Origin of the sequence: Microbacterium sp. AG790 (assembly GCF_003634765.1) — a bacterium.
Classification (GTDB): domain Bacteria; phylum Actinomycetota; class Actinomycetes; order Actinomycetales; family Microbacteriaceae; genus Microbacterium.
This window is the reverse complement of the sequence record NZ_RBWZ01000006.1, coordinates 402,652-429,612: the sequence shown is the minus strand read 5'-3', so window position 1 is coordinate 429,612 and position 26,961 is coordinate 402,652. Positions and strand designations below refer to the sequence as shown.

Sequence of the window (26,961 nt, the reverse complement as noted above, 5' to 3'; positions counted from 1 at the left end):
GTGGTCGCTTCAGCCCGACGGATGCGGCAGCAAGGGACGGATGAACACGGGATTCAGGCCGCGGGAAGCGTTCCGATCGCGATCGTGATCACCCAGCTGTCGCGCGAGGCGTCCACGAGCGTGTACTTCATGTTGCGGTCCGGGATCCATCCCTTCAGCCGCCCCATGTCCAGCCGCACGTTGTCGGGCGCGACGCGCACCCCGCGACCGTCGGCCTCGAGCACCGCCTGCACCCGCACCCAGTGCTGGAGCAGGTCGGGGATGTTGTCCGGGTCGAACAGGTGCGAGTGCTTCTGCATGAAGCGGATGTCGGCGGGTTCCGGTGTCATGTCACGGATGTCGATGCCCAGCGGAAGGCCCGGGTCGCAGATGGCGACGATCGTCGCGGCGCGGAAGCTCGCCGTGACGATGGCGATCGGCAGCTCCTCACCGTCACGCGAGGCGATCAGGCGCGTGTGGTAGCCGAAGCCGCGCGGCGCCTCGCGCTCGATACGGATGTCGTTGACGTCACAGCCGAGGCGAGCGGCAATGAGCTCCTTCGCGAGAATGCGGCGACGATCGTGGACGGTCGTGGCCGGGTCCCAGCCGAGTCGCGCGGCCACCGAGGGCGGAGTGTCGAGCAGAACCGAGGTGAGTGTCATGGCGTCCCTTTCATCGGGCGTCCCGCCGCGTGCTCGCACCGGCGGGATGCCGCGTGCTCCCATCCTGTCTCAGGATGGCATGTCGCGGTCATCGGATGCGACGTGAGAAACGTCGCGGACGGCTCACCGAGAACAAAGTCACAGTGAGTCGATAGGGTCGACATACCGCCGCCGCGCCGACGTCTCCCGGACCAGGCCCCGCGATGATCGGACACAACGAAGGAAGAACAGATGTCGACACCCCCGCCCACGAATCCTCAGGATCCGGACGGCTCGGCCGCCGACGTCCCCGACGCGGTCGCTCCCGACGCGGTGGATTCCACCCCCACCGAGGTCTACCCGCCCGCAGCCCCGCCTGCCGCGCCTGCCCCGACCGGCGGCTACGGGGATGCCTACGTCGCACCGACGGCGCCCCCTCTCCCGCCCGCTGCCGGCCAGCCCACCGTGCCCTACGGCGCACCCACCGCCCCCTACGGCGCGCCGACCCCGCCGTACCTCGCACCCTCGGGCCCGCCGGTGCCCGACACGCGCTCGAAGGCCATCGCGTGGACGGCACTCGGCCTCGCCGCCGGGGGCACGCTCCTCAGCATCATCGGCATCGTGCCGGTGCCGTGGGTGGGTCTGGTGGCCGTGCTGATCGGCGGTCTGCTGCTGCTGGCGGGCTTCATCTTCTCCATCGTCGGGCTCGCGGGCAAGCGCTACGGCGGAAAGCCCCTCAGCATCACGGCCCTCGTGCTGTCGCTGGTGGGCGCGACGATCGGCTCGTTCGCTCTCATCTGGTCGATCATCCTCGTCGGCGTCTCTTCGGCGGGCTCATCGATCGACGAGATGATGAGCACCCCGACGCCCATCCCCTCCGTCGAGGTCAGCCCCGGCGACATCCTGCCCGGCGAGGGCGACGATTCGGCAACGGCGACGGAGTCGGCGGCGCAGCAGCAGTTCATCGCCGATGTCCGCCCGAAGGTCAACCAGATCCTCACGGAGGTCGACCCGACGGCGACGCCCGAGATCATCGAGCAGGTCCTCCCCGACGAAACGCTGATCCTCATCGGCGAGACGCTGCTCACGACCGGCGAGGCGGGAATCGACGACCTCGTGCAGCAGACGATCACCAGTGTGGGAGCTGAGGAGAGCTCCGCCGACATGCTGCGCACGCTCTACGGCGAAATCTTGACCTCCGCGCGGACCTACCTGCAGTAGGTCAGCGCGCACGGTCGACCACGAGGGCTCGAGCGGCATCCTGACGGATGATGCTCGGACCCTCCGGCGTCGATGCGACACGGAGCTGGGCCGGCAGCTGCTCCTTCATCGCCTCCACATGGCTGATGACACCGACGGTGCGCCCGCCGGTGCGCAGGTCGTCGAGGGTCCGCAGCGCCAGCTCGAGCGTCTCGGGGTCGAGGGATCCGAACCCTTCGTCGACGAAGAGCGTGTCCAGACGGATGCCACCGGCGCGGGCCGTGACGACCTCGCCGAGACCCAGCGCGAGGGCGAGCGAGGCGAGGAAGGTCTCGCCGCCGGACAGGGACTGCGGCGGACGCAGCCGGCCGGTGTGGGCGTCGAGCACGTCGATGCCCAGGCCCGACGCGCGCCCCCGTGCGGCGCGGGCGTCGGAGTGATGCAGGGTGTAGCGTCCCGACGACATCTCCGCCAGCCGGACGTTGGCGGCCGCGACGATCTCCTCCAGCTCAGCGGCGAGCACGAAGGTCTCGAGGTCCATCCGCATCGTGTTCGGCGCCCGCCCGGCCACACTGTCGGCCAGACGGATCACCCCGGCGGTCTCGTCGGCGCTCTCCTGCACCGCCGCCAGCGCCTGGTCGACCTGCTGCAGCAGGTCATCGAGCGCCTCAGCCGTGCGAACGGCTCCGGCGTGCGCGGAGATCGTCTCGGTGCGGGCGATATCGGCGATCTCCACCGTCTGGCGGGAGGCGTCGACATCGCCGTCGGAGGCGTCATCGCCGCCGGCATCGAGTTCGAGTTCGAACAGTCGCGAACGCGTCGCCGACAGCTGTGCCGCATGGTCGGCGATCACGATGTCGATCGCCTCGATCTCATCCTCGGAGATGAGCGCCGCCCGCGCGGCGTCCAGATCGTCGAACCCGGAGGCCGCGAGCCGCGCGTCGAGCTCATGCCGCGCGTCGCGGTGGGCACGCGCGCGCTCATCGCGTGCGGCGTCCGCCGCGACGACCGCGCGCGCCCGGTCGCGCTCCGCCGCGACCGCAGCGATGCGCGCTGCAACGGTCGAGAACGACCCGAGTGCGGCGGTCACGACTTCTTCGAGCCGCGAGATGTCAGACTCGGCCGCGCGGGCACGCTCGCGCGTGATCGCGAGCTGTTCGACGCAGGCCGCACGCCGCTCGTCATCGGCCGCCGCGGCCTGATCGGCCGCGGCCCGGCGCTGCGAGAGCAGGGCGAGGGCCGCGGCCGCGCGCTCGGCTTCGGACTGCGCCACGGCCGCCGCGGCGAGCCGGTGCTCGGCCGTCGCACTGTCGAGTCCTCCGGCGGCGATGCGGGCCTCGGCGAGAGCATCGCGCGCGAGCGCCGCGCGCTCGCGCGCGTCGACGTCGGCGGCGGAGGCGTCGTCTCGCGCGCGCTCGGCCGCAGCCAGCAGCTCATCGGTGACGGGGTCGTCGGCGGGCGGCGAGGGATGCGGGTGGTCGACGGAGCCGCACACCGGGCAGAGTTCCCCGGGCACGAGAGAGGCGGCGAGCTCGCCCGCGACACCGGCAACGCGTCGACGCAGCAGCGCGCCGAGCGCGGACGAGGCGGCCTCCGAGTCCGCCACCGCCGCTGCATACGCCGCCTCGGCCGCGGTGAGCGCAGCCGAGAGATCGGCGGCACGGCGCGCGGCGGCGACGCTCTCGCGCAGACGTACGTGTTCGGCCCGCAGATCCTCCAGACGCGTCGCACGCATCGACAGGTCGGCGATCTCGGCGTCGATCTCCGCGCGTTCGGCGGGGCGGGCGGCACGGCGGGCGTCGATCTCCGCGAGGTCGTCCTGCAGCGTCGCGATCGTCGCGACCGCGGTCTCGTGCTCGACACGGCGCGCGACGAGGTCCCGCTCCTGGGCGGCGGCGATCTCCCACCGGGCGAGGTCACCGGTGAGCTGCTCGACCGCGTGAGCGGCGTCGATCGAGACGTCGGCGCCACCCGCACGCCACCGGTCCCGTGCCGCCGCCGCCTCGTCCGCCGCCGCCAGGGCAGCGCGCTCGGCCCGCTCGAGCGTGTCGAGCGGCGCGCGCAGCACCGCGGCGGCGCGCGCGTCGTCGAGTCGGCGACGCGCACGTCCGATCTCTTCGGCACGGCCCTCGAGTTCGATGAGGCGGTCGCGCAGCGCCTGCCGTTCCCGCGCGCGCTCGGCAGCGGCCACGACTGCGGCATGGGCGGCGGTGGCCGTGGCGAAATGCTCCTCTGCCGCGGTGCGCGCGAGCTCGGACTGTTCGACGCGGTACCGCGCACGCTGGTACGCCCGGGCGAGATCCTCACGCCGGGTCGCCACCGTCGCCTGATCTGCGCGCGTCGCATCAGGGTTCGTTCCGGGCGCGTCGGCCGTCCCGAGGGCTCCGGAGTCGTCGTGGGCCTCCGCGGTGTCGAGGTCGTGGGCTCGCGCGAGCCTCTCCCCCTCTTCGACGAGCGTGCCGGCGCGGGACACCACCGCCGCCAGAGCCGCCTCGGCCTCTCGGCGCCGCCGGTCGAGCTCATCACGGTACTGCTCGAAGCGACGCGTGCCGAAGAGCGTGCGCAGCAGACCTTGGCGTTCCTCGCCGGAGGCGAGCAGGAACCGCGAGAACTTGTTCTGCGCCAGCAGGATGACCTGCTGGAACTGCTGCGCGTTCAGCCCGAGGATCTCACCGAGCGCCTCGCCGACGGTGCGCGGCTTCGCCGCGCGGCCGACCCAGCGCCCCTCGACCTGCTCCTCCAACTCCGCCCGCGGCGGTTCGGTCGTCAGCCCGCCGCCGCGCTTGGCGGGACGGTCGTACTCCGGCGCCCGCGTCACGCGCCAGCGTCGCTCGCCGACGGTGAATTCCAGCCGCACCTCGGTCGGGTCCGTGAGACCGGCGTGGTCGCTGCGCAGACGCTTCTCGCCGCCGTCGTAGCGGGGCACGCTGCCATAGAGGGCGAAGCTGACCCCGTCGAGAATGCTCGACTTGCCGGTGCCGGTACGCCCCGAGATCAGGAACAGGCCGTCGGCGTCGAACGCGTCGAAGTCGACGACCTGCGTGTCACGGAAGGGTCCGAAACCGGTGAGCTCCAAGCGGTGGAGCTTCATGCGAACGCCTCGACGACGGCGCGCTCGTCGATGACCTCGCGCAGCACCTCGCGCTCTTGCTCCGTCAGCCCCTCGCCGCTGCGCACGTGCGACAGGAACGCGTCGATCAGCTCGACATCGCTGCGGGCGCCGCGGACACGATCGGTGTACCCCCGGCCGTCGCTCTCGCGCGTGACGGCCGGCACGTGCACGACCTTCGCGCAGTACGGAAAACGCTGCTGGAGCCGGCGCAGCGGATCGCGCACCGGAAGATCATCGGTGTACTCGACGCTGACCCACGCGTCGCGAGCATCGTCGTCGGACGAGGTCGCGGCCAGGATCTCCTCGAACGGCCCGCGCAGGGTGACGAGGCGTCGAGATACCGGCAGCTCGACCCACACCGCCTCCGTCGCTCCCTCGGCATCCATCTCGATGAGCCAGGACCCGCGCGGCTTGTGCCCTTCACCGAAGCTGTAGTGCAGCGGCGCGCCGGCGTAGCGCACATGCTCAGCCAGCTTCTGGCGACCGTGGATGTGACCGAGGGCGACGTAGTCCACACCGTCGAAGGCAGACAGGGGCACGACGTCGAGACCGCCCTGCTGGATATCGCGCTCGAGGTGCGGGGTGGGCTCGACGCCGGCCGCGAAGCAGTGCGCGATCGCCACCGTCCGTCCGCCGCGGGAGGCGTGGTCGACGCGGACGACGTCCATCGCACGGCGAAGCGCATCGGCCTGCGTACGCACCCCGGGCCACACCGCACGCACGAGCGCGGGTTCGAGGTAAGGGATGCCGTAGAAGTGCACCGGACCGTGCTCGTCCGACACCGTGATCGGCTCGCCGATCGCCGCCGGGTCGGTGCGCACGTGGATGCCGTCGCGCAGCAGCGCCGCCTGGAAGCCGAGCCGCGCCGCGGAGTCGTGGTTGCCGCTGGTGACGATGACCTGCGCGCCGGTGTCGGCCAGTGCCCGCAGCGTCTCGGACAGCAGCGTGTAGCAGGCGGCGGCCGGCGTCGCGGAATCGAAGACGTCGCCGGCCACGATGACGACGTCGACCGCGTGGGTGCGGACCTGTTCGGTGAGCGTCTCGAGCACACCCCGCAGCGCATCGAGCGTCGAATGACCATGGAAGGTCCGCCCGATGTGCCAGTCGGAGGTATGCAGGATGCGCATGGCTCCACGGTAGGCGCAGCCGCCGACATCGCACGGAAGGCCCGCGGGTGGGCTCAGTCCTGGGCGGCTCTGCGCCGTGCGCCGAGGTCGATGACTCCAATCAGCAGCGCGATGCCCAGGAAGACGCCGACGGCCACCATTCCGTACGCGTACGCATCGTGGAAGACCGCGAGGGCGTCGGTCGCGCCGTCCTTCTCGCGGTAGACCGTCGAGTAGAAGAGAGAAAGCCCGATCGCGGTGCCCACCGCCGTCCCGACGCGCTGGCCCAGCTGGCCGACCGAGCCGGCGAGCCCTCCCTCGCGCGTGGGGATCTCGGCGAGCGTGAGCGTCTGGTTCGGTGCGACCACGAGGCCGGCGCCGGCGCCGGCGAGGACCATGACCCCCGCCATCGCGTACTCCACGACACCGGCCGGCACCGTGTACGCGACGACGGCGAGCGCGACGACGCTGACGAGCACCACGATCAGTCCGCCCACCACGAGCGGGCGGCCGAGTTTGCCGACCAGCGAGCCGCCGAACCACGCGGTGATGGCGCTGGCCACGGCGAAGCCGATGGAGACCATCCCGGCGAAGACGGGTTCGGTGCCGATGCCGATCTGCAGGAAGAGCGTGGTCAGCAGGAACATCGCCGGGATCGCGGTGAAGTAGGTGGTGACGACGAGGGTGCCGTTGCGGAACGACGAGATCGAGAAGAGGGAGAACGGCACGAGAGGTGAACGACCGGATGCCGCGTACCGCCGCTCCCACCACGTGAACGCGGTCACGAAGACGACGAAGAGCACGAGGCTCCACCACCGGCGGGGATCGTCGGTGGGCGCGCCCGTCGTGAAGAGGAAGGGCCACATGAGGGTCACGATCGTGAACGCGAGCAGCACGAGACCCACCGGATCCAGCTGCAGACGCCCGGGGGTCGCGCGCCGCGTTCGCGGCAGCAGGCCGAGCACTCCGGCGATCACGAGCGCACACAGCGGCACGTTGATCCAGAAGATCCATCGCCAGCCGTCCTGCACCCCGCCGACGGCGATCATGAGGCCCCCGAATGTCGGGCCGATGGCGGTGGCGACGCCGATCGTGGCTCCGAACAGTCCGAACGCGCGTCCGCGCTCCTTGCCGACGAAGATCTGCTGAATGGTCCCCAGCACCTGTGGCATCTGGATTCCGGCGGCGAGGCCCTGCACGAGCCGGGCGGCGATCAGCACCTCGATCGTGGGCGCGAGGGCGCACACGACGCTGGTGATGAGGAACAGGCTCAGACCGACGAGGAAGAGGGCCTTGCGCGATCGCTGGTCGCCGAGGCGCCCGAAGGGCACGAGGGCGAGGCCGAACATGAGCACGTAGCCGGAGACGACGATCTGCAGCTGGGTCGAACCGGCCCCCAGCGCCTTCTCGATCGAGGGCAGCGCGACGTTCACCTTGCTCAGATCGAGGATCGTCAGCGCCGCGACGGACACGCAGACCCAGAACGCGCGCCAGCGCTGCCCGCCGTTGAGGGAGATGCTCGCGGTACCCGGACTGGTCATCCGTCCACGTTATCGCCCCCTCACGCGTGGCCACCGTCCCACGACACAGCGGACGGGCGGCTCGGAGACCGTCTCCGAGCCGCCCGTCGCGGTGGGTGCGGACTCAGCCGTTTCGGATGCGGCGGCGTCCGATCAGCAGGACGGCTCCGGCCACCAGCAGCAGCGCTGCGAGCATGCTCGCCGCCGTGATCAGCACCGGGCTCTGACCGCTCGTGGCCAGCGAGGCCGCGCCGGGGTCGCTCTGACCTGCACCGGTCTGACCCGTGCCGCCCTGACCCGTGCCGCTCTGACCCGCCCCATCGGTGGGAACCGGCGACGGCTCCGGGTCCGGCGTCACGACGACGTCGGCCAGCGTCACCGCGTCAGAGCTCGACACCTGCACGAGCTGATCGCGGTAACCGTCGTACTGTGCCGTGACGGTGCGGATTCCTGCCGGGACGACCACGCTCGCCACACCACCCGACACGGGCACCTGCGCCGACCACGCGCTGGCGCGCGCCAGCGAGGAGGTGCCGGTCTCGCCGGTGAACGTGACCGTTCCGGCGACGTCTCCGCCATCGGCGGCGACGACGCGCGCGGTGACCGTGCGCTCCTGCGCGCTCAGCGACGTGGTCGATGCGACCGCGCTCACGCCGGTCCAGTCGTGCATGGCGGTCAGCACCGTCTGCGGAACGCTCACGAAGGCGCCGTGACGAGGGCTCTCCGGCAGACCTCCCGGAGCGCGGACGTTCCAGTCGGAACGCTGCGACAGGCGGTCGCTCTGCGTGCTGGAGGCGATCGCGTCTCCGGTGGTCACGAACGCGCGGTAGCCGCCGGCGCCGTAGTTGTCCACGAGGAAGACGTAGCCGTCGCCGGCGTTGTTCGGGTCGCCCGCGTTGAGCTTGACGATCTCAGGGCCTTCACCGGCCTGACCCGTCTCGAGCGAGGTCATGTGCGTGTCCAGCAGCTGCCAGGTGGTCGACGGGTCGGCCGTCCAGCTGGATACCGTGGTCGGAGCCGTCAGCACCTTCGAGCGCTCGAGGAAGATGTCCTTCCCTGCTTCGAGCGGGCCGGCGGCGCCACCCTCCTCGTTCTTCGTGAAGCGGTAGTAGTAGTCCCCGATCTTCGTGACGGTCGAGTCGATACGGGCGTATCCCGTGTCCTGCCAGCTCGCCGGGGGTGCCGTGAAGGTGCGGAAGTCACGAGTGAGCACAGCGAACATCCGCGCATACAGGTTGTCGTTGTTCGTGTGGCTCGCGTCGGAGTACAGCCGCGACGCGAAGAACACGACGTACGACTGGAGCGCGTCGTCCCAGTACGCCTCCGGCGCCCAGGTCATCCCCGCCGCGGGCTGGTTGACCGTGATGCCGCTGTCCTCGCCGTTGGTGCGCTTCCAGTTCACGAGGTCCGTCGACTCCCACACCTCGATCTTGAGGCTGCCGGCGGATTGGGCGGGGCCCCAGCCGGTGCCGCACCCGATGCACAGATCGGTCGCGACCATGTAGTACTTGTCGCCGTCCTTCGAGCGCAGTATGTACGGGTCGCGCAGGCCCTTCGTGTCGGTCGTCGAGGTGATGACCGGGTTGCCGCCGTTGACCGGCGAGAACGTGAAGAAATCGTTGCCGCTGGTCGCCGCCTGGTAGATCTTCTCGTCGCTGTCGGACTTGAAGTAGGCCGCGGCGTAGCCCGCGTCGGGCGCGGTGCGACCGTGCTCGGCCACCGTGACGGTGAAGCTGCGCTCGTCGCGCATCCCGTTGAGAACGGCGTGCGCGGTGACGGTCACCTCACGGTCGCCGGCGCCATATGCCGGTCGGGCGACGATGCCGCCGCCACGGTACGGGTCGGCAAGGCCGACGGCGGGCGCGGTGTATGCCGCATCCGTCGCGGTCACCAGCGCCGGGTCCGAGGAGGTCCAGGTGATGGTCGCGCCGTTGACGGCGCCGGTCGTCACGAGGGGCAGGTTCTCGGTGGTGCGCTTCGCGAGGACGATCGCGTCGAGGTCCGCCGAGACGGTCGGCGCGATGACGGTCACGTCGAACGTGATGGTGGAGCCGAACGCGCTGACCGCGGTCAGGGTCACCGGGGTGTCGGCGGAGATCGACCGCGACACCACGCCCGAGGTCGACACGACCGAGGGATCCGAGGATGACCACGTCAGTCCGACGCCGTTGACCGTCGCCGGCAGCGTCAGGTTGGAGGTGACGTTCGTCAGCGCGGAGTTCGCCCCGAGCATCTGCGCCAGCACGTCTCCGCGCAGCAGTGCCGCCGTGGTCGCCTTCTTCTGGTCGGCGGTCGGCATGCTCGCCGAGACCTCACCGGACGTCAGCGCGACGTCCCAGAACTTGACGTCCGACACGTCCGCGCGCAGCAGCGGGTCGCCCTGGTAGAGCGAGCGGCCCAGGTAGCCCATCACCGCACCCGTCGGAATGATCGAGCTGAGCGAGAGAGAGTGGGTGAGGGTCGAGATCTGCTGGCCGTCGCGGTACAGCGTCAGCGTGTTGCCGGAGCCGACCATCGTCAGCGTCGTGAAGCCGGGGTTCAGGCCGCCGCCGGCCGGCATCCGCGTCTCACCGTTGCTGTTGCCGTTCTTGACACGGATCGCCGCCAGCACCTGATCGGTGTAGCCGCCCTGTGCCGAGCGCGGGCTGAGGAAGATGTGGTTGCCGAGCTGCGTGGTGTTCCACGGGCCGACCCCGTCGCCGATGACCCATCCGAAGTGGTTGGCGGATGTCTGCGTGGAGACGGTGTATTCGACGGTGAAGTTGTTGTCCGATCCGGTGATCGCACCCGACGGCAACGACGCGTAGCCGTCGGCGCGGAAGCGCAGCACGGCATCTCCCGCGGCATCCGCGAAGGACGCGTCGGTCAGACCGGTCAGCGTGGCGTTGCGACCGTTGCCCGACACGTCGAGCAGGGTCGAACCGCTGTGCGACATGTCGTAGTGCGCGCTCGGCGCGGGCACGCCGGCGGCCGAGGCCGCGTTGGGCACTGCCAGGCCGACGCCGGTGAGCGCGAGCGCTCCGGCGATGGTCGCGGCGAGTGCTCGGCGGGGGGTACGCCCCGGCGCCGAGGCGCGCGGAAGCCGTGGTGATCTCATCATCGAGAAACGTCCTCTTGTTTCGGGTGGGGGGGGGAGGTCGGGGTCAGAGGCCCTGGGCCAGGCGGTAGTACGCCTGGTTCCAGCGCAGCTCCTTCTGGAATGCGCGCACGGTCGTGTCCTCGTCGATGACGAGAAGCTCGGTGCCGGCGATGTCGGCGAAGTCGCGGAACACCTCGATGCCGACGGCGGTGGTCATCACGGTGTGGTGGGCGGCGCCGGCGGTGAGCCAGCAGGCGGCGCTGGTGGCGAAGTCGGGTGCCGGCTTCCAGATCGCGCGACCCACGGGAAGCTTCGGCAGGTCGGGGGCGTCGACGTTCTCGACCACGTTGGCGACGAGACGGAACCGGTCGCGCATGTCGCTCATCGCGACCACGACGGCCGGGCCCGGGTCGGCGGTGAAGACGAGGCGAACCGGATCGTCCTTGCCGCCGATGCCGAGCGGGTGGATCTCCAGCCGCGGCTTCTGCGTCGTCAGCGAGGGCGAGACCTCGAGCATGTGCGCGCCGAGGATCTTCTCGTCGCCCGCGACCAGGTCGTACGTGTAGTCCTCCATGAGGCTCGCCCCACCGGGCAGCCCGGCACCCATGACGTTGGCCACGCGGACGAGGATGGCGGTCTTCCAGTCGCCCTCGGCCCCGAAGCCGTACCCATCGGCCATGAGGCGCTGCACGGCGAGTCCGGGCAGCTGCGTCAGGGCGCCGAGGTCCTCGAACGACGTCGTGAAGGCGCCGAAGCCGCCGGCTTCCAGGAACGTCCGCAGGCCGATCTCGATGGCGGCGCCGTCGCGCAGGGACTGATGGCGCTCGGCCCCGGGCAGCAGCTCGTCGGCGACCTCGTACTCGGCGAGGTAGACCTGCACCAGGGCGTCGATGTCGGCCTCGGATGCCGCCGCGACGGCATCCGCGAGCTCGTTCACGCCCCACGTGTTGACCTGCACACCGAAGCGCAGCTCCGCCTCGGTCTTGTCGCCCTCGGTGACGGCGACGTAGCGCATGTTGTCACCGAACCGGGCGAGCTTGAGCGTGCGGGCGGCCTGCCAGCCGGCGGCGGCGCGCTGCCAGTGCTCGATCTGCGTCAGGACGGCGGGGTTGGAGACGTGGCCGACGACGGTCTTGCGCGGCACGCCGAGGCGCGTCTGGATGTAGCCGAACTCACGGTCGCCGTGGGCGGCCTGGTTGAGGTTCATGAAGTCGAAGTCGATGTCCTCCCACGGCAGCTCCACATTGGCCTGCGTGTGCAGGTGCAGCAGGGGCTTTTGCAGGGCGTCGAGGCCGGCGATCCACATCTTCGCCGGGCTGAACGTGTGCATCCAGGCGACGACACCGATGACGGAGTCGTCACTGTTGGCATCCAGGGCCAGGCGCCGGATGCTGTCCGAATCGGTGAGGACCGGCTTCCACTCGACCCGCACGGGGAGGCCTCCCAGCCCGGCGGCGACCTGCTGCGACTGCGCCGCGACCTGTCGCAGAGTCTCCTCGCCGTACAGCCCCTGGCTGCCGGTGACGAACCAGACGGTGTAGTTGTCGAGAGTGGTGGGGAGGGTCATGTTGTCTTTCCGGTCGGTGAGAGTGAGAAGCCCGAATGTCGGGGCGGCCTCAGAGTGAGTGGACGGCGGCGGCCTCGACGGCGAGGCCGGCCCGGTAGCGGTCGAGGTAGGCGGAGAATCCCGCGACATCGGCGGGAACGGGGTCGACGACGGATGCCGCGGCATCCGCGAACACGGTCTCCTCGAGGTACGCGCCCAGCGTCGCGCCGCGTCCCTCGGCCACCGCGCGGCGGAACGCCGCCAGGACGGCGATGCCCCACGCCCCGCCCTCCGAGGCGGTCTCACCGACGGCGACGGGCGCGTCGAGGGCCGCGGCGAGGAAGCGCTGCGCGACCCCGGCGGTGCGGAAGACCCCGCCGTGCGCGTACATCCGATCCAGCGCCACGCCTTCTGCGGAGAGCACCTGCATGCCGAGGGCCAGCGTGCCGAACACGCCGTAGACCTGTGCGCGCATGACGTTCGCGAGACTGAGGGTCGATTCCGGGGTTCGCACGAAGAGGGGGCGTCCCGCCGTGAGACCGGCGATCGGCTCCCCCGCCAGATGGTTGTAGGCGAGCAGTCCGCCCGCGTCGGCGTCGCCTTCGAGGGCTTCGCGCAGCAGCACGCCGAAGACCTCGTCGTCGTCCAATGGGGTGCCGGATGCCGCCGCGAACCGTCGGAACAGGCCCGCCCACGCCGCCAACTCGCTCGCCCCGTTGTTGCAGTGGACCATCGCGACGGGGTCTCCGGCGGGAGTGGTGACGAGATCGAGCTCGTGGTGCCGGCCGGCCAGCGGCCCCTCCAGAACGACCATCGCGAAGATGGAGGTGCCGGCGCTGACGTTGCCGGTGCGGGGCGCGACGGCGCCGGTCGCGACCATGCCCGTGCCCGCATCGCCCTCCGGAGGACACAGCGGGATGCCGGGACGCAGTCGGCCGCTCGGATCGAGCAGAGCCGCACCGTTCACCGTCAAGGTGCCGGCGTCCGCGCCGGCGGGCAGCGCCTCGGGCAGCAGGGCACGCAGCGGGGGGATCTCTCCCGGCGCGAGCGCGTCGAAGCGCGCGATGAGACGCTCGTCGTAGTCGGCGGTGCCCGCGGCGATCGGGAACATGCCCGATGCGTCACCGACGCCGAGCACGCGGCGGCCGGTCAGCCGCTCGTGCACGTAACCGGCGAGCGTGTTCACGGAGGCGATTCGCGACACGTGCGGTTCGCGATCGATCACCGCCTGCCGCAGGTGCGCGATCGACCAGCGCAGCGGAATGTTGACCCCGAACAGCTCCGACAGCTCCGCCGCCGCCACCGCGGTGTTCGTGTTGCGCCACGTCCGGAACGGGACGAGCAGCTCGCCGGCGCCGTCGAACGCGAGGTAGCCGTGCATCATCGCCGACACACCGATCGAGCCGACCGTCTCCACCGAGACGCCGTGGGTGCGCTCGAGATCGGCGACGAGGTCGGCATATGCGGCCTGCAACCCCTCCCAGATCGCCTCCAGCGGGTACGTCCACAGACCGTCGTCGAGCCGGTTCTCCCACGCGTGGGAGCCGACACCGAGCACGGTCGCGGGCGCGTCGGCATCCACGAGACAGGCCTTGATGCGCGTCGAGCCGAACTCGATGCCGAGACTCGTGCGACCCGCGCGGATCGCGTCGACCACCGCCCCGCTCATCGCCGCTCGTCCGTTCCCTGCCCGTAGACGTTCTGGTAGCGGTTGTAGAGCGCGTCGATCCGCTCCTGCGGGATCGGGATCAGCTCGCCGCCCTGGCGCGCGATGTGCACGGTCCGGGCGACGTCCTCGCACATGACGGCGGCCTTGACGGCGTCCTTGGCGTTGACGCCGATCGTGAAGGGCCCGTGGTTCTGCATGAGCACCGCACGGCTGCGGTGACCGCGCAGGGTCTCGACGATGCCCCGACCGATGGAGTCGTCGCCGATGATGGCGAACGGCCCGATCGGGATCGGTCCGCCGAACTCGTCGGCCATCGCCGTGATCACGCAGGGGATCTCCTCGCCGCGCGCCGCCCACGCCACCGCATAGTCGGAGTGGGTGTGCACGACACCGCCGACCTCGGGCATGTGCCGGTACACGTAGGCGTGGGCCGCCGTGTCGCTGGACGGGCTGCGGTCGCTGCCCGGGGTTCCCGGGACGACGGCACCGTCGAGGTCGCAGAGGATCATGTTCTCGGGGGCGAGGTCGTCGTAGGAGACGCCCGACGGCTTGATCACGAAGAGATCGCTGTCCGGCACGCGTCCGGAGACGTTGCCTCCCGTCCAGACCACCAGCCCGTACCGCACCAGCTCCGCGTGGAGGGCGGCGACATCCGCCCGCACCGCGTCGATGCGCTGCTGAAGCTGCTCGTCGATCATCGGGCTGCCTGCCTGCGCGCTCATTCGCTCCTCCGCTTCGTGAGCACCCGCTGCAGCAGCACGAAGGCGAGGAGGATCCCGCCCGTGATGATGGTGAGGTACTCGGGCTTGATCGAGCCGTCCTTCGTGATGATCATCCACAGCGCGGCGAGCACGAGCGTGCCGACGACCGAGCCCAGCACGTAGCCGACGCCACCGGTGAGCAGCGTGCCACCGATGACGACCGCGGCGATGGCGTCCAGCTCCCAGCCGATGCCGGTCACGTTCTGCGCCTTGCCGCCGACCTCTGCCGTGTAGACCACCGCGGCGAGTCCGGCCAGCGCCCCGCTGAGGATGTAGATCCACACCCGGGTGCGAGCGACCGGAAGACCCATCAGCTGCGCCGACGACTCGGCACCGCCGATCGCGTAGATCGTGCGTCCCGTCCGGGTGCGGTGCAGGAAGAACACGGCGGCGATCACGACGATGACGGCGATGAAGAACCCCGGCGTGAGCACGAGGTCGTTCGTCTTGGGACCGTCGATGAGCTTGAAGTCGGTGGCCAGCAGCAGGATCGGCGAATCGTCCGGTGCGTGCACGGGGACCGTGGAGAGGATCGAGGCGAGGCCGCGGGCGAGGAACATCATCGCGAGCGTCGCGATGAACGGCTGCACGTTGAAGTACTGGATGAGCACGCCCGACACGAGCCCGAACAGCCCGCCGAGCACGATCATGATGACGATCGCGAGCCACGCGTTGACGCCGGCGCTCATGAGCATGACGCCCGCGACCGAGGTGAACGCGACCACCGCGCCGACGGACAGGTCGATGCCGCCGGAGAGGATGACGATCGTCATGGCCACGGCGAGGATGATCGTCGGCGCGAAGCTCACGAGCAGGCTCGACATCGTGCCGAGGTGGAAGACGCGGCCGTAGGCGGTCTCGGCGTACACGAGCATGCTGATGAACAGCACGACCGCGGCGAGCGTCGGAATCAGCGACTGGCTGCGACCCCAGACACGCGACCACGCGGTGCCGCGAGGGGTGGCGATCGCGGCGGTCTGCCCGGCGGACGGGGGCGTGGGGCGTTCGCGAGTGGTGGACGCGTCGCTCATGCGACGACCTCCTTCGGCTGCGTGGACTCGGAGAGGGGGGCCGCGGGCGTGCGGGGGCGGTTGCCGCGCCGCAGCACCAGCGAACGGATGCGCTCGGACTGCAGCAGCACCAGCACGACGATGACGATCGCCTTGAAGGCCGGGGTTGCTGCGGCCGAGACCCCGAGGAAGAGGACGGTCTTGTTGAGCGTGGCGATCAACAGCGCCCCGATGGTCGAGCCCACGATAGAGAACTTCCCGCCGGCGAGGGAGGTGCCGCCGATGACGACCGCGAGGATCGCGTCGAGCTCCATCTGGTAGCCCGTGCCCGAGACGTCGACGGTCATCACTTCCGACACCGTGAACAGGCCGCCGATCGAGGCGAGCGCCGCCGACAGCACGTAGACCGCGATGAGGATGGGGCGGGGGCGGATGCCGGCGAGACGGCTCGCCTGCGGATTGATGCCGATCGACTCGATCATCAGCCCGAGGGCGGTGCGCCGCATGACGAGGGCGACGAGCACGACGATGGCGATGGCGAGCACGAAGCTCAAGGGCAGTCCGAGGAACTGGCCGTTCGCGAGCGCACGGAACGGCGCGTTCTCGGCGTTGGTGTTCTGGCCGCCGGTGATGACGCGGGCGATGCCACGACCGGCGAGCATCATCACGAGCGTGCTGATGAACGGTTGCAGCCCGATCACGGCGACGAGCAGACCGTTGATCGCGCCGAGCACGATGCCCAGCAGCACGGCGAGGCCGATCGCCGCGAACATCGCCCCGACCGAGGTGGGCTGGCCGAGGCCGCTGAGGGTGACCATCGCGACCGCACCGCCGACCGCCATCACGGAGCCGACCGACAGGTCGATGCCGCTGGTGGCGATGACGAAGGTCATGCCCAGCGCGATCATCACGATCGGCGCCGAAACCCGCAGGATGTCGAGGAGGTTGCCCGAGAGCTGACCCGTCGTCGGGTTCACCCCCAGAGCGAGGTAGGTGGGGTCCTTCAGGGTGTTCAGCGCCAGCAGCAGGACGATGCCGACGATGCCCCAGAACCAGGGGGTGCGCACTAGCGCCCTCAGACGGGTCATGCCTGTTCTCCTTCGACCTCGTCGGCGAGCGCTTCCGCGTTCGCTTCGGCGGCGGCCTCGGAGTCCGCGGCGATGATCGAGACGATCCGCTCCGCCGTGACGTCCGGACCGTTGACGACCTCGCCGACCTTCTGGTGATCCTTCATGATGACGATGCGCTCGGAGAGGCGGACGACCTCCTCCAGCTCCGACGAGATGAACACGACGCTCATCCCGCCCTCGGCGAGCTCGGCGACCGTCTCCTGGATGTCGGCCTTGGCGCCGACGTCGATGCCGCGGGTGGGCTCGTCCAGCAGCAGCAGCTCGGGATCGGTCGCGAGCCAGCGCCCGAGAAGGACCTTCTGCTGGTTTCCGCCCGAGAGCAGGCGGATGGGGCGGTCGGGGTCGTTCGGGCGCACACTGAAGCGCTCCATGTACATGGTGACGAGCCGGTCGACCTCCTTGGCGGGAACGCGCCGCAGCCATCCGCGCTGAGCCTGGACGGCGAGCATGATGTTCTCGCGGATGCTGAGGTCGCCGACGATGCCGTCGTCACGACGGTTCTCGGTGGAGTACGCGATGTGGTTCGCCAGGCCCGACACGGGCGAGGTGATGCTGGCCTTCTTGCCCTTCAGGCGCACGGTGCCGGCATCCGGCTTGTCGGCGCCGACGATCAGGCGCGCGAGCTCGGTGCGACCCGAGCCCAGCAGACCCGCGAAGCCGACGACCTCGCCCTTGTGGATCTCGATGTCGGTGGCGGCCAGCGCCCCCTTGCGGGCGATGCCGTCCGCCGCGTAGACGGGCGTCTGCGTGCGGTCGCGCTCGTCGACCTGGCGGTTGGAGCCGAGGGCGCGGAGGGCGCCGAGGTCCTTGCCGATCATCTTGGAGATGAGCTCGGTGCGGTCGAGGTCGTTCTTCAGGTATTCGCCGACGAACCCGCCGTTTCGGAGCACCGTGATGCGGTCGCTGATCGCGTAGACCTGGTCGAGGAAGTGGGAGACGAAGAGGATGGCGACGCCCTGGTCGCGCAGCTGGCGCATGACGCCGAAGAGGGTCTCGACCTCCGCGGCATCCAGGCTGGAGGTCGGCTCGTCGAGGATCAGGACCTTCGACTTGGTCACCATGGCCCGACTGATCGCGACGAGCTGCTGCAGGGCGATCGAGATCGACTGCAGCGGGGCGCGCGGGTCGAGGTCGCCGAGACCCATCTCTGTCAGCACCTCGTGGGCACGGGCGTGGGTCTTTCGCCAGTCGATGCCGAAGAGGGAACGGCTCTCGTGGCCGAGCATGACGTTCTCACCGATGGTGAGGTTGGTGCAGAGGTTGACCTCCTGGTACACCGTGGAGATCCCGGCGGCCTGCGCCGACGCGGTGCCGGAGAAGCGCCGTTCCTCGCCGAAGACGAGGATCGATCCGGAGTCGATCTGATAGACGCCGGTCAACGCCTTGATGAGCGTCGACTTTCCGGCGCCGTTCTCGCCCATGAGGGTGTGGACCTCACCGGGCAGGAGGCGGAAGTTCACGTCATCAAGCGCCTTGACGCCCGGGAACGTGATCGACGCGCCGCGGACTTCGACGATCGGGAGGGGTTCAGTGACCACTGCAGACTTCCTCGTTGAATCGGGTGGGCTCGCCCGTGCAGGGCGGATGGCGGGACGGGGACCGCCGCAGGTGGCGATCCCCGTCCCCGTTCTGTCCGAGCGGGCTCGGGGTGACTGCTGCTCGTGCTTAGAAGCCGAGGCCCTTGTCGAGAGCCGTCTGAGCGGCCTCGGGCGAGTCGAACGTGGCGCTCTTGACGATGATGGTCGAGTCGACCTTCTCGCCCGCGAGGGCCTTCTTGACGGCGTCGACCGCGTCGGTGCCGAAGAAGGGGTTGTACTGGGCGACGAAGCTCAGGTCACCCTTCGCCAGCGCCTCGAGCGCACCCTTGGTGCCGTCGATCGTCGCGATCTTGACGTCGGTGCCCGGCTTGAGGCCGGCCGCGCTCACGGCCTGCGCCGCGCCGATGCCCATCTCGTCGTTCTGGGCGAAGATGAACTGGATGTTGTTGTTGTTGGCCTTGAGGACCGTCTCGATGACGGACTTGCCCTCGTCGGTCTTCCAGTTGGCGGTCTGCGCGCCGACCTTGTTCCAGCCCGACTTGCCGGCGATGGCCGCATCGAAGCCCTCGTTGCGCTCGTTCACGACGGACAAGCCCGGAACACCCTCGAGCACGAAGTAGTTCGCGCCGCTCGGGAACGTCGTGGCGGCCCACTCGCCGACCGACTTGGCGACCTGCTTGTTGTCGGGCGCGATGCGGGTGACGTAGAGGTCCGAGGAGGCGTCGACACCGCGGTCGAGCAGGATGACCGGGATGTTGGCTTCCTTGGCCTTCTTCAGCTCGTCGCCCCAGCCGGAGGCCTCGGTGGCGGTCAGGAGGATGACGTCGACCTCGTCGTTGACGAAGGTCGAGAACGCGTCGAGCTGCGACTTCTGGTCGCTGGGGCTGGCCGCCGGAGCGTACTTGAGGTCGAAGCCGGCGTCCTTGGTGAACGCGTCCTTGATGGCCTGCTCGTTGGCGTTGCGCCAGCCGCCCTCGGGACCGACCGCGACGAAGCCGACCGTGATGGGCTTGTCGCCACCGGCCGCTGCGCTTCCGCTGCCGGTCGGCTCTGCGCCACCCGAGCACGCGCTCAGCCCGACGACCATGGCGCCGGCCGCTGCGACCGTGAGCAGTCCACGGAATCCGCGCTTGCTGATGTCCATTCTTTCTCCTCCTTGAGAATCCCCGCGACGATTGCGGTGGATGTGTGTGGTGCCCCGGGGGGCGCATGGGATGCTGCACACCGATTGTGCGCGCTAACAATTCCGGAGCACAAGTGGCATCGACTCCCCCGAGGGTTTCGTTACTTTTTTGTTACCGCGAACAGTAACGCCCCGCGGCGGAGGCAGACGGCCTCAGCGGACGACGACGGCGGCGGTCGATGCGCGCAGCACGAGCTCCGGAGCGATCAGGGCATGCATCGCGGTGTCGTCCCCGTCGATGGCGGCGATGATCAGCCGGAGCGCGAGGGCACCGAGCGACGCGAAGTCCTGCCGCACCGTCGTCAGCGGCGGCAGGAAATGACGAGCGTCGGGCAGGTCGTCGAATCCGACGACGCTGATGTCCTCGGGAACGCGTAGACCCCGCTCCACGAGGCCGTGCACGGTCCCCAGAGCCATCTGGTCATTGGCGGCGAAGACGGCCGTGGCCCCGGCGAGCTGGCGGGACCGTCCGATCTCATAGCCGCGGTCAGAGGTCCAATCCCCCTGCACCATCGGGCCTTCCCCCAGCCCTGCCGCCTCCAGCTCATCGCGCCACCCCTGCCAGCGGGCGCGCGCGTCGTACCAGTCCAGGGGACCCGCGACGTGAGCGATCGTGCGGTGGCCGAGTCCGATGAGGTGCGCGACGGCCGTGCGCGCGCCGGTGTACTGGTCGACGGCCACCGTGTGCAGGTGGGGATCGGGCTCGGCCTTGATCACGAGCGTGGGCATGTTCGAGCTGTGCTCACGGAACAGCTCCAGCGCCGAAGAGCGCGGCGCGATGACGCACAGGGCGTCGATGCCCTGGGCGACGAGATCGGCGATGCCGGTCGAGATCGTCGCGGCATCCTCGTCGGACGTCGAGAAGACGCTCACCGAGTACGCGCTGGCGCGGGCGGCCTCCTCGATCGCGCGCAGGGTGCTGTTCGGCCCCCACTGCACCGGACTGTCGACGAGAACACCGATGCGCATGGACTTGCTCGTCGCGAGGGCGCGAGCGATGGAACTGCGCGTGTACTGCATCTCGTCGATCGCCTGCAGCACGCGCACGCGCGTGGACTCGCGGATGTTGGGGTGACCGTTGAGCACGCGCGAGACGGTCATGTGCGAGACGCCGGCGTGATTCGCCACGTCGTAGATACTGGGTTTGGCCCACCCTCGGCCGGACTGATCAGCCATCTGCGCCTTTCCCCTGGCAAGCTCCGCACCGATGTTGCGTCGACGTGACCGTTCCGACGGAGTCTTCACGCGCTCAGGAGCGGATGCCCCATCGTTTCACACTCCATCCGCCGGGAGCCGGCAGCACGCGCCGCGCATCATTACTCTCTATCCATGCACTCCGCCGATCGAACGCCCGAGTCTCCCGTGGATGCCGCCGCGGAGGCGGTCTCGCAGCTGACGGATGCCGTCGATCGCGCGATCGACGAGATCACGGGCGTGCCGACCGATGACGGGCGCATCGAGGTTTTCGCACACGGCGGTGCGAGCATCGTGGCCGAACGTCGCGGCGATGCCGCGTCGGCGCGCACCGTGGTGCTGGTGCACGGGATCGGCATGGGTCGCAAGGTGTTCGGCGACCTGGTGCAGCACCTCGATGGGCAGGCACTGGTCGTCGCGCTGGATCTGCCCGGCTACGGCGACGCTCCCGAGCCGACACGCACGCCCACGATCGAACGGATGGCCGACCTCGTCGCTGCGTATCTGCGCCATCTGGGACGCGGCCCGGTCGTGCTGCTCGGGCACTCGATGGGCACCCAGGTCGTCACCGAGACCGCCGTCCGTCACCCCGACACCGTCGACCGGCTCGTCCTCGTCGCTCCCACCGTCGACCGCCATCGCCGCCGCGCGCTGCACCAGGTGTGGCGCTTGGCGCGCGATCTCTGGGGCGAGAGCCCGAAGGTGCTGCTGCTCGGCGCCCGCGAGTACGTGCGGGCGGGACCGCACCTGAGGCGCAAGATGCGGGCGATGCTCAGCCACCGGCCCGAGGGCGTCTACGCACGGGTGTCGGCGCCCACCCTCGTGGTGCGGGGAGAACTCGACGTCGTCGTTCCCCGCGAGTGGTTCGACGAGGTCGTCGCCGCCATCCCCGACTCCCACGCCTTCGTCGTCGAGGGGCACCGTCACGAGACGCTCATCCGCACGGCAGAACCGACCGCCCGTGAACTGGATCGGTGGCTGTCCGCCCCGTGAGCGCCACGATCGCCCCGGGCAGGCTCACGGGCGCAGACGCGCGCCGGGGCGGCGCGCCCGCTGGACCAGGACGAATCCGGCCGCGACGACGACGGTGGCGACGACGGCGAGCCCCACGGGCACGGTGCCACCGGTCAGGGCCAGCGGGGAAGGGTCCGCGGACCCCGGCAGCGGCGCGATCGTGACCGCGACCTGCACGGACGAACCGGGCGATGAGATGGCGTCGGGAACGAAGGGGGAATCGTCAGGCACTGGTGCTCTCCTCTGTGAGTGCGGCTGCCGCCGGGGGTCGGTCGTGCTCGTGCGCGTCTGCGACGAGTCGATCGGTGCGGCGGTGGGAACGCTGCCGACCCCACGGCGCCGCGAAGATCAGAAGGGCCGCTCCCGTCAGCACGATCAGCTGCGAGATCGGCATCGCCCACAGCGAGGTCTGCAGAGACGACGCAGCGGCGATGGGGGTCTGCCCATCGATCGTGATCCCCCGCGGGCGGAGAGTCACGTCCACGGGAACGAGGATCGACGGCCAGAGGTCATCGACGACGACGCGCACGGTGCGGCGATCGCCGGGCAAGAGGTCGATGACCGGCTCACCGGCGGCGGGGAAGGGGGTGTCCTGGCCGGCAGCGGAGACCGTGCCACTCGCCAGGAGCCTCGTGTTGCCATCGTTGACGACGTCGAAGCTGACGATCGCCGATCCCGGCCGCAGCGGGTTCCAGGTGACCGCGTACGATCCCCCGCCGTCGTGCAGCGAGGCGGCAGGGCCGAGCTGCCCCGCGACACGGGCCAGCACGCGCACGCCGACGCGGGTGTCCACGCCCACGCTCGCCCCGCCATCGGCGCGAGCGGTCGACAGCACGGAGGCGGTGATGCCCGCCGAATGGTCTCCCGGCGCCGCACCGGAGGGCGCAGCGATCGAGAAGGGGACGACCACGGTGGCGCCGGCGGGAACCGTCACGCGCGCCGGCAGGGAGATCCACGAGCCCGCATCGACGGAAGACTCTCCCTCTGCACGCACATCGAATCTGCCCGATGCCGAAGTGAAACCGTCGGCTGCCGCCAGCCGGAACGTCACCGCCGCGTCGCTCGCGTTGCGCACGGCGATGTGATCCTCGACCGTCTGGCCGGGTCGCACGCCCACCTCGACGGCGGACCGACCGTCGGGACCTCGTCCGTCCGACGGCACGACCGACCACCGCACGCCCGCCGATGCGGGTGCGGCCTCGCGCGCGGCGGCCAGCGGGCCGACAGCCGGGGCGATCGACAGGGCGGCCGCGAGCAGCACCCCGACCGCGACGGCGACGGGAGGTCGCCATGCCGCTCGGGGACGCCGACGCGCAACGAGGGGAATCACTGCGGCTGAGCCTCTTCCCACAGCGTCAGAGTGATCGTGCCCGAATAGGCACCCGGCTCGACCGTTCGGGGCACCCTGAGGAACAGGTCCGCACCCGCCGTCCAGCTTCCGACCGCGGCAGACGCGCGGGAGTCGACCGACAGCGCCAGCAAGTGCGCGCTCGCGAGGCCGTCGTTGAGCGGAGTGTCGGCGGTGGCGGCATCGAGCACCGTGTTGACGACGTCGCCGGATGCGACCTCCCCGTGACCGCTCGTCGTGATCACCTTCGGCGCCCAGCCGAGGTGACCCGCATCGATGCTGCGGCTGCCGGAGGTCAGGGAACTGGCTTGACCCGTCACGTACCAGACGGCACCGGACGGGATGATCGCCCGATCGTCGGTGACGGTCGCCTCGGGCAGCGACCCTGTGAATTGACGGACGTTCGCATCAGAGGAGGGGACCTCGGTGAGGGTGGTCGCCGTCGAGGCGACGCTCAGGGTGAGAGCACCGACCGGCGCGGCCTGACCTTCTGCATCTCGCTGCTGCGTGCGATTCTCGTCGGCGAGAGCGGCTCCCGCTCCGCCGACGACGAGCGCGCACCCGAGGAGTCCGGCTGCAACGCGCGCAAGGGCGACGTTCATCGTCATGGTGTCTCTCCCGTCTCAGCCCGGCATCTGTGCCGGCCCGATGCTGTCGACCCGTCGATGGGCTCACGACTTCCGAAATGTTAGCGATAACGGACCGATGGAGATGTAACGAAAAAGTAACGACCCCGTTCCCGAGATCTGGGGATGCCGACACGAGCATGTACCCGTCGACTGCGCACTTGACACGCCGCCGGAGCGCCACCTAGCGTGAGCCGCGAGGGCATGTTTCCGGTAACACCCTTGAACGCGATCAGCGATTCGAACCCCCACGCGATGACGCAGGGCTCAGCACCGAGACGGAGAGGTCTCTGGCGCAAGCAGCGATGTCGCCCAGCCGAGATGAGCGAGGAGAGCGCGCATGACCACGCCTCAGAGAGCCCGAAGCCGTTGGCGCCAGCCGCAGCATCTGCAGCCACTGTCACCGACCCGGGCACGCATCGGCGCCCTCGCCGTCGCCGTCGGTCTGACACTCGCGAGCACCGCCGTTCCCGTCGCCGCGCGCGCTGATGGCCAGCCCTCCCCCGTCATCCACTACTCGTTCGATACGGCATCCGGCACGACCATCTCCGACGTGAGCGGCAACGGCAACGACGCCACCCTCCGCCAGAGTGGCGGAGAGGTCGCCGACGGAATGCTCTCGCTGCCCGGGGGATCGCGCGACACCGGGGCCTACCTTGACATTCCGACGACGGCATTGGTCGGCAAGAAGGACCTCACCATCTCGACGTGGCTGTCCCCGAAGACCGGCGCCGCCAATACGGCGGCCGCCTTCATCGGCACCCCGCTCACCGGTGGAGCGTCGTTCTCCTCCGGCTACTGGCTGCTCAACCCGACGAACCCCGCAGGCTACGTCAAGTCGGTCGTCACGAACGCCACCGATGCCGGCGCCCCCTGGACCACCGAGGTGGGCGCTGGGGCGACCGCGGCGGCGACGACGGGTCTGCGCACCCCGGCCGGCCTCAGCCTGTACACGACGGTGATCGACGGCACGAACGGGCAGCTGCGGGTGTATGTGAACGGCACCCGCATCACCCAGAACGCGATCTCCCGCTCGGTCGCCTCGTTCGGCGACGCGCTGACCGCGACGCTGGGCCGCTCGACATACAACGACGCCAACTGGAGCGGGCTCATCGACGACTTCGCCGTCTACGGCCAGGCGATGAGCGACGCCGACGTGCAGTCGCTGTATAACGGGCAGGCCCTCGACCGCGCTGTCGCCGGCGTCGCCGTTCCCGCCACCGCGACCGCCGACTTCGCCCTGCCGACGACGAGCGCGGGTGTTGCGGTGAGCTGGCGATCCGATGCCGCCGCCATCGTCGTCTCCGGAGGCACCGCCGCCGTGAGCCGCCCCGCGGGAGGTAGCGGCGACGCACACGTCACCCTGACCGCGACCTTCACCGCCGGCACGGCCACCCGGGAAAAGGCCTACTCGGTCACGGTTCCTCAGCAGCTGACCGACCAGCAGCGGGTGTCCCAGGACATCGCGGCCGTGAGTCTGTCGAATCTCGACGACGTCCGCACGAACTTCTCCGTTCCCGCCACCGGCGCACAGGGCTCGACGATCACCTGGACGGTGATCGCGGGCACCAACATGGCCACCGTGCGCGACGGTGTCCGCCCCGATTCGCGCACCGTCGCCGTCTCCCGTCCGGCGGCCAGCGCCGCAGCCGCCACCGTCGAACTGACCGCTGTCGCTCGCAGCGGCGACGCCTCGGCGACCCGCACCTTCACGGCACGCGTGCAGCCGATGCCGGGCGGCTCAGCCATGACCGAGGCCTACTTCTGGACTTTCTTCACCGGCGAGGGCCAGGGCGCCGAACGCGTCAGCATCGCGGCATCCAAGGGCAATGACGCGCTCAGCTGGAACACTCTCAACAACGGACAGCCGCTCTTCTCCTCGACGGTGGGCACGCAGGGCCTGCGTGATCCGTTCATCCTGCGCTCACCCGACGGTGACAAGTTCTACATGATCGCCACCGACCTCAAGGTCGACGGGCTGGCCGGGGGCTTCACCACCGCACAGATCTCCGGCTCGCGCTACATCGAGGTGTGGGAGTCCACGGACCTCGTGACCTGGTCGGACCAGCGCCACGTGAAGGTGTCGAGCGACTACGCCGGCAACACCTGGGCGCCGGAGGCGTTCTGGGACGACGAGCTCGACACATTCGTCGTCTACTGGGCTTCCAACCTCTACCCCACGACCGACCCGGCCGACCGCACCGCCGTCACCTACAACCGCATGATGTACGCGACGACCGACGATTTCGTCACGTTCTCCGAGGCGAAGCCGTGGATCGACGTGCGCCGCGGCGCGGGACTCGGAGCGATCGATTCGACCGTGGCGAAGGTCGGCGACGTCTACTACCGCTTCACGAAGGACGAAGCGAGCATGACCATCCGCGAGGAGAAGTCCACGAACCTCCTGTCGACGGTCAGCGGGTCGCTGCCGGGTACGACCGGGGCCGACGACCAGTGGACGCTGGTCCAGGATCGAGTGGCCAGCGGCCTGCCCAACGGCGAGCCCGGCGGGACCTACTCCAGCGGCGAAGGACCGAACATCTTCCCCGCCAACGAGGGCGATGTGAACGGACAGCGCTGGTTCCTGTTCATCGATCAGCCGAACTACCACGGCGGACCCAATCACTACGTGCCCTTCGGAACGACCGGTCTCGAGGGCGCTGCGTGGCAGCCGCTCGGTGAGAAGCTTCGCCAAGGCCTGCCGCAGAACGCGGACGGCGGCAAGCCGCGCCACGGCACGGTGCTGCCCATCACGCGCGCCGAGTACCAGCGGGTGCTGACCGCCTATGCGCCCGAAATCGCGGTGGCCTCCGTCGCAGCAATAGACCTCTCGACCACGGTGGGCACCGCGCCCACCCTGCCGCAGGCGACGCTCACGACGGTGAGCGGTCAGCAGCGCACGGTCGACGTCGCGTGGGACACCGTCGCCCCCGCGTCCTACGCGCAGCCGGGGACCTTCACGGTGCGCGGCGTCGCCCAGGACGATTCCCGGATGCCGGTGGAGGCCACCGTCACGGTGACCAGCGTCGTCCAGGTCACTGTCTCCACCACGTCACGCTGCGTCGCAGGCGCCGTCGTTCTGGTCGTCACCGCCGCGAACGAGGACGGCGCCCCGGCCACCGTCTCCGTGACGACGCCGTATGGCGCGAGGACGATCGCCTTGGCGCCGGGAACGACGGCATCGTCGGCATTCTCGACGCGCCTCGGGAGCATGCCGGCGGGGAACGTCTCCGCGGCCGTGACGCGCGAGGGGAGCAACTCGACACTCGAGGTGGGCTACGCCGCGCAACGCTGCCGCTGAGAAG

19 protein-coding genes are annotated in these 26,961 nt (G+C 70.0%); 3 read left to right on the top strand and 16 right to left on the bottom strand.

What is annotated here, in order from left to right; genetic code table 11:
* Nucleotides 1–53 precede the first annotated feature (53 nt).
* Nucleotides 54–641: a hypothetical protein gene (locus tag DEU37_RS02585; protein ID WP_036287519.1), complete on the bottom strand. Its 588-nt coding sequence runs from the start codon at nt 639–641 to the stop codon at nt 54–56.
* A gap of 231 nt (nt 642–872) precedes the next feature.
* On the opposite strand from DEU37_RS02585, the gene DEU37_RS02580 reads away from it, so the two are divergent.
* Nucleotides 873–1,841 carry a hypothetical protein gene (locus tag DEU37_RS02580; RefSeq protein WP_121189118.1) on the top strand — a complete coding sequence of 323 codons (969 nt, stop codon included), beginning with the start codon at nt 873–875 and terminating at the stop codon, nt 1,839–1,841.
* Nucleotide 1,842: 1 nt separating this feature from the next.
* On the opposite strand, the gene DEU37_RS02575 is transcribed toward DEU37_RS02580, so the two are convergent.
* From DEU37_RS02575 to DEU37_RS02520, 12 genes are all read right to left on the bottom strand, one after another.
* A complete protein-coding gene (locus DEU37_RS02575) occupies nt 1,843–4,911 on the bottom strand; it encodes an AAA family ATPase (RefSeq protein ID WP_121189117.1) in 3,069 nt (1,022 codons plus the stop codon).
* Nucleotides 4,908–6,059 (bottom strand): exonuclease SbcCD subunit D, encoded by a 1,152-nt coding sequence (locus DEU37_RS02570; RefSeq protein ID WP_121189116.1) that lies wholly within the window; start codon nt 6,057–6,059, stop codon nt 4,908–4,910. The genes DEU37_RS02575 and DEU37_RS02570 overlap by 4 nt, the downstream gene beginning before the upstream one ends.
* A gap of 53 nt (nt 6,060–6,112) precedes the next feature.
* Nucleotides 6,113–7,579: an MFS transporter gene (locus tag DEU37_RS02565; RefSeq protein WP_121189115.1), complete on the bottom strand. Its 1,467-nt coding sequence runs from the start codon at nt 7,577–7,579 to the stop codon at nt 6,113–6,115.
* Nucleotides 7,580–7,682: 103 nt separating this feature from the next.
* Entirely contained in the window at nt 7,683–10,658 is a 2,976-nt protein-coding gene (locus tag DEU37_RS02560; protein ID WP_121189114.1) for an immunoglobulin-like domain-containing protein, read from the bottom strand.
* 43 nt (nt 10,659–10,701) lie between these two features.
* Nucleotides 10,702–12,204, bottom strand: a complete 1,503-nt coding sequence (araA, locus tag DEU37_RS02555; protein WP_121189113.1) for an L-arabinose isomerase — start codon at nt 12,202–12,204, stop codon at nt 10,702–10,704.
* Between the two features lie 49 nt (nt 12,205–12,253).
* Nucleotides 12,254–13,852: a xylulokinase gene (locus tag DEU37_RS02550; protein ID WP_121189112.1), complete on the bottom strand. Its 1,599-nt coding sequence runs from the start codon at nt 13,850–13,852 to the stop codon at nt 12,254–12,256.
* Nucleotides 13,849–14,574 (bottom strand): L-ribulose-5-phosphate 4-epimerase, encoded by a 726-nt coding sequence (locus DEU37_RS02545; RefSeq protein ID WP_183043560.1) that lies wholly within the window; start codon nt 14,572–14,574, stop codon nt 13,849–13,851. Before DEU37_RS02545 ends, DEU37_RS02550 begins: the two co-directional genes overlap by 4 nt.
* Entirely contained in the window at nt 14,571–15,644 is a 1,074-nt protein-coding gene (locus tag DEU37_RS02540; protein ID WP_121189110.1) for an ABC transporter permease, read from the bottom strand. The genes DEU37_RS02545 and DEU37_RS02540 overlap by 4 nt, the downstream gene beginning before the upstream one ends.
* Nucleotides 15,641–16,711 (bottom strand): ABC transporter permease, encoded by a 1,071-nt coding sequence (locus DEU37_RS02535; protein ID WP_005049755.1) that lies wholly within the window; start codon nt 16,709–16,711, stop codon nt 15,641–15,643. Before DEU37_RS02535 ends, DEU37_RS02540 begins: the two co-directional genes overlap by 4 nt.
* Nucleotides 16,708–18,291 carry a sugar ABC transporter ATP-binding protein gene (locus tag DEU37_RS02530; protein ID WP_121189109.1) on the bottom strand — a complete coding sequence of 528 codons (1,584 nt, stop codon included), beginning with the start codon at nt 18,289–18,291 and terminating at the stop codon, nt 16,708–16,710. Before DEU37_RS02530 ends, DEU37_RS02535 begins: the two co-directional genes overlap by 4 nt.
* 127 nt (nt 18,292–18,418) lie before the next feature.
* Complete coding sequence (locus DEU37_RS02525) at nt 18,419–19,435, bottom strand: ABC transporter substrate-binding protein (RefSeq protein ID WP_121189108.1); 1,017 nt, start codon at nt 19,433–19,435, stop codon at nt 18,419–18,421.
* Between the two features lie 192 nt (nt 19,436–19,627).
* A complete protein-coding gene (locus DEU37_RS02520; RefSeq protein ID WP_259457107.1) occupies nt 19,628–20,602 on the bottom strand; it encodes a substrate-binding domain-containing protein in 975 nt (324 codons plus the stop codon).
* Between the two features lie 201 nt (nt 20,603–20,803).
* On the opposite strand from DEU37_RS02520, the gene DEU37_RS02515 reads away from it, so the two are divergent.
* Nucleotides 20,804–21,661: an alpha/beta fold hydrolase gene (locus tag DEU37_RS02515; protein WP_259457106.1), complete on the top strand. Its 858-nt coding sequence runs from the start codon at nt 20,804–20,806 to the stop codon at nt 21,659–21,661.
* A gap of 24 nt (nt 21,662–21,685) precedes the next feature.
* Here DEU37_RS02515 and DEU37_RS02510 read toward each other — a convergent pair whose 3' ends face one another.
* Genes DEU37_RS02510 through DEU37_RS02500 form a run of 3 tightly spaced genes read right to left on the bottom strand, consistent with a single transcriptional unit; the run spans nt 21,686 to nt 23,638 of the window.
* Entirely contained in the window at nt 21,686–21,913 is a 228-nt protein-coding gene (locus DEU37_RS02510; RefSeq protein ID WP_121189105.1) for a hypothetical protein, read from the bottom strand.
* Nucleotides 21,906–23,012 carry a WxL protein peptidoglycan domain-containing protein gene (locus DEU37_RS02505; RefSeq protein WP_183043559.1) on the bottom strand — a complete coding sequence of 369 codons (1,107 nt, stop codon included), beginning with the start codon at nt 23,010–23,012 and terminating at the stop codon, nt 21,906–21,908. The genes DEU37_RS02510 and DEU37_RS02505 overlap by 8 nt, the downstream gene beginning before the upstream one ends.
* A complete protein-coding gene (locus DEU37_RS02500) occupies nt 23,009–23,638 on the bottom strand; it encodes a hypothetical protein (RefSeq protein WP_121189103.1) in 630 nt (209 codons plus the stop codon). Before DEU37_RS02500 ends, DEU37_RS02505 begins: the two co-directional genes overlap by 4 nt.
* A gap of 358 nt (nt 23,639–23,996) precedes the next feature.
* On the opposite strand from DEU37_RS02500, the gene DEU37_RS02495 reads away from it, so the two are divergent.
* Nucleotides 23,997–26,957 carry an immunoglobulin-like domain-containing protein gene (locus DEU37_RS02495; RefSeq protein ID WP_121189102.1) on the top strand — a complete coding sequence of 987 codons (2,961 nt, stop codon included), beginning with the start codon at nt 23,997–23,999 and terminating at the stop codon, nt 26,955–26,957.
* The last annotated feature ends 4 nt before the right edge of the window (nt 26,958–26,961 follow it).